The sequence below is a fragment of the Bradyrhizobium sp. P5_C11_2 genome, from assembly GCF_054049755.1.
Genome location: NZ_JBFULT010000831.1, coordinates 1 through 2,332, shown reverse-complemented (window position 1 = coordinate 2,332; position 2,332 = coordinate 1). Strand labels below are relative to the sequence as shown.

The following is a 2,332-nucleotide window of genomic DNA, read 5'->3' as shown; positions in this document are numbered from 1 at the left end:
CCTTCATGGCGTAGCTCGCAGCGTCCTCGGGTGTCCGAACCCCCGCCGCTTGCGCATCAGGTGCGTGCAACCGAACACAAGCTCGGAAGCGGGAAACGGATGGCTGCTCACCATGATGCGTCTGAGCGGACAGCTGAGGCAACAATGTCAAAAGCGAGATCAAAATAGCTGCTCTCAATGGACGCTCCAAGACATTGAAACAGCGCTCAGGTTGAACCAAGCTATTGGGACCGAAATAAGGGGCCCGTCACGTCTGCTACGGGTCAAAGGCGGCGGTCTGCACTGGATGCGATGACTTCTGCTTTACTCCGGACTTCAGACCTGCCGCCGCAGCGCGCCAATCGACGCGATGGGCCAGCAGCGGACCCACGACGATAGCGGCGGCGGGCCCCGAAGAAGCCAAGAGCAGCATGAAAAGACCGTGGACGCTCATCCAGGTTCCCTAATTTCAGACGCTGTTATCGCTGGGCCACTAAGCCGCATGAGCTGGGGAACTTTGCGGTTTGATACTTGATCCAAATCAACAGATTCCCACCCCCCATACCTAGCGTCAGGCCAGACCACATCGTCGGAGAAAGAAGATGCTGAAGCGCTTGCCGGTCATCCTTCTTTTGCTGATTGTCCTCTCCGCGGTCCATTCCCCTGCCGCAGCAGATGACCGAACTGCGGGACCACAAATCCAGGAGGAAATCTGGGCGTTGCCGTTTCCGCTACCTGTGCTTGCTTTCCTGGTACGGCCGGTCGGAGATGGCCCGTTCCCCCTGGTGGTCATGAACCACGGGATTTCTCTCGACGCCAATCAGCGGACGATGTTTCCCATGATCGAATATCGGGACGCGGCACGTTGGTTTGCGCGTCGGGGTTATGTCGTCATCTCGCCTATCAGGTATGGGGCCAGCAGTCTCGATGACAAAGATCAGGGTATCTATGGAGCTGTCTTTGCTCACGTCGGTAGCTGCGACAACCCGAACTTTCGTGGTCCCGGGCTCGCTATAGCCACTCTGAACGAGTGGGTCATCGACTACATGAGCAAGAAGAAGATGGTCCAGCCTGGTAAGGTCATCGTCGTTGGCCAGTCGGGCGGTGGATGGGGCTCGATTGCTCTTGCGAGCCTGAACCCGTCATCGGTTCAGGCCATCATTACCTTTGCGGCGGGGCGTGGAGGCCGAGTTGATGGCAAACCCAACAACAATTGTGCTCCCGATAAGCTTGTTGCCGCTACCGGCGAGTTTGGACGCACCGCACGCATACCGATGCTCTGGATCTACGCGGAAAACGACACCTATTTCGGGCCGGAATTGACGAAGCGGATGTATCAAGCCTTTGTCGAAGCGGGCGGCAATGTCGAATATCGTATGCTGCCCCCCTTTGGAAGTGACGGGCACTTCATGATCGATTCCGCGGACGCAGTGCCGATCTGGTCGCCTTTGGTAGTCCAATTTCTAGAGAAGCATTCAGCAACCACCACGCTGTCGGGGCAAGTCAGCAGCACTTCACCCCAGCAGGAGCCTCAGGCGAAGCCGCCGCGACTGCGCCTACCTGAAAACATTCATTACTCAAACTGGGTAAAACTTTGTTTCGACTCATCCGATAAGACCACGATATGCCGAACGACCTCAACCGGCACGGACGACCTCGATCAGGTGGTGGTGCGTGTGGACCTGATCCAACGGGCTGAYGGTCCGGCTCGCTTGCAGCTCTTCGTTCCGCAAGGGGCAAATCTGCAGCAGGGTGTCAAAGTGACGATAGATCAGGGTAGCCCTACCCAGGTTCCCTTCAACTGGTGTCTCACCAACATCTGCATCGCGGCACGCGGAATCGAACCAACCTTGGCTGCTCAGATGGAAGCCGGCCGACAGCTCAAACTTGAACTCACCGACCTCAACTCGTCGTCAGTTGCGATAAGTCTACCACTCGATCAGTTCGCCACGGCTCACAAAGCGCAGCCCGCCCAAACGTTCGATTTCGCGTCAGATGAGGAATGAACGACGTTGGGTGCCGACGACCGCTTCGGGTCAAAATGCGAAAAGCTCAGTGTGAGTAAATCTAGTCCGCTCCGACCCATTAAGCTGACCTCAAAGCGAAGTCTCGCCACTTCGCTGATGGGCCACAAGCGAACACCGGCGAAAAGGAACGGCCGCCTCGACTATGCGGCGGCCGCCGTCCATTCTTGGCTGTCAGTCAGGTGGGTGTGCCTCACATCTTGACCATCTCGGTGCGATATTTCGCCAGCAGGGCCGCGATCAGTTTTCCCTTCTCGGCCATCTCTTCCGGGGTCGGCTTCGGCGGCGGCGATGTGCGGCATTCGACGGGGAAACCGACCGCCAGAAAG

At 57.6% G+C, this 2,332-nt stretch carries 1 protein-coding gene; it reads left to right on the top strand.

Annotation, left to right across the window (positions count from 1 at the left end; translation table 11 throughout):
* Window positions 1-581 precede the first annotated feature (581 nt).
* On the top strand, window positions 582-1,985 hold the full coding sequence (locus ACXJL8_RS39130) for an invasion associated locus B family protein (RefSeq protein WP_456624345.1): 1,404 nt from the start codon (window positions 582-584) through the stop codon (window positions 1,983-1,985).
* Window positions 1,986-2,332 lie beyond the last annotated feature (347 nt).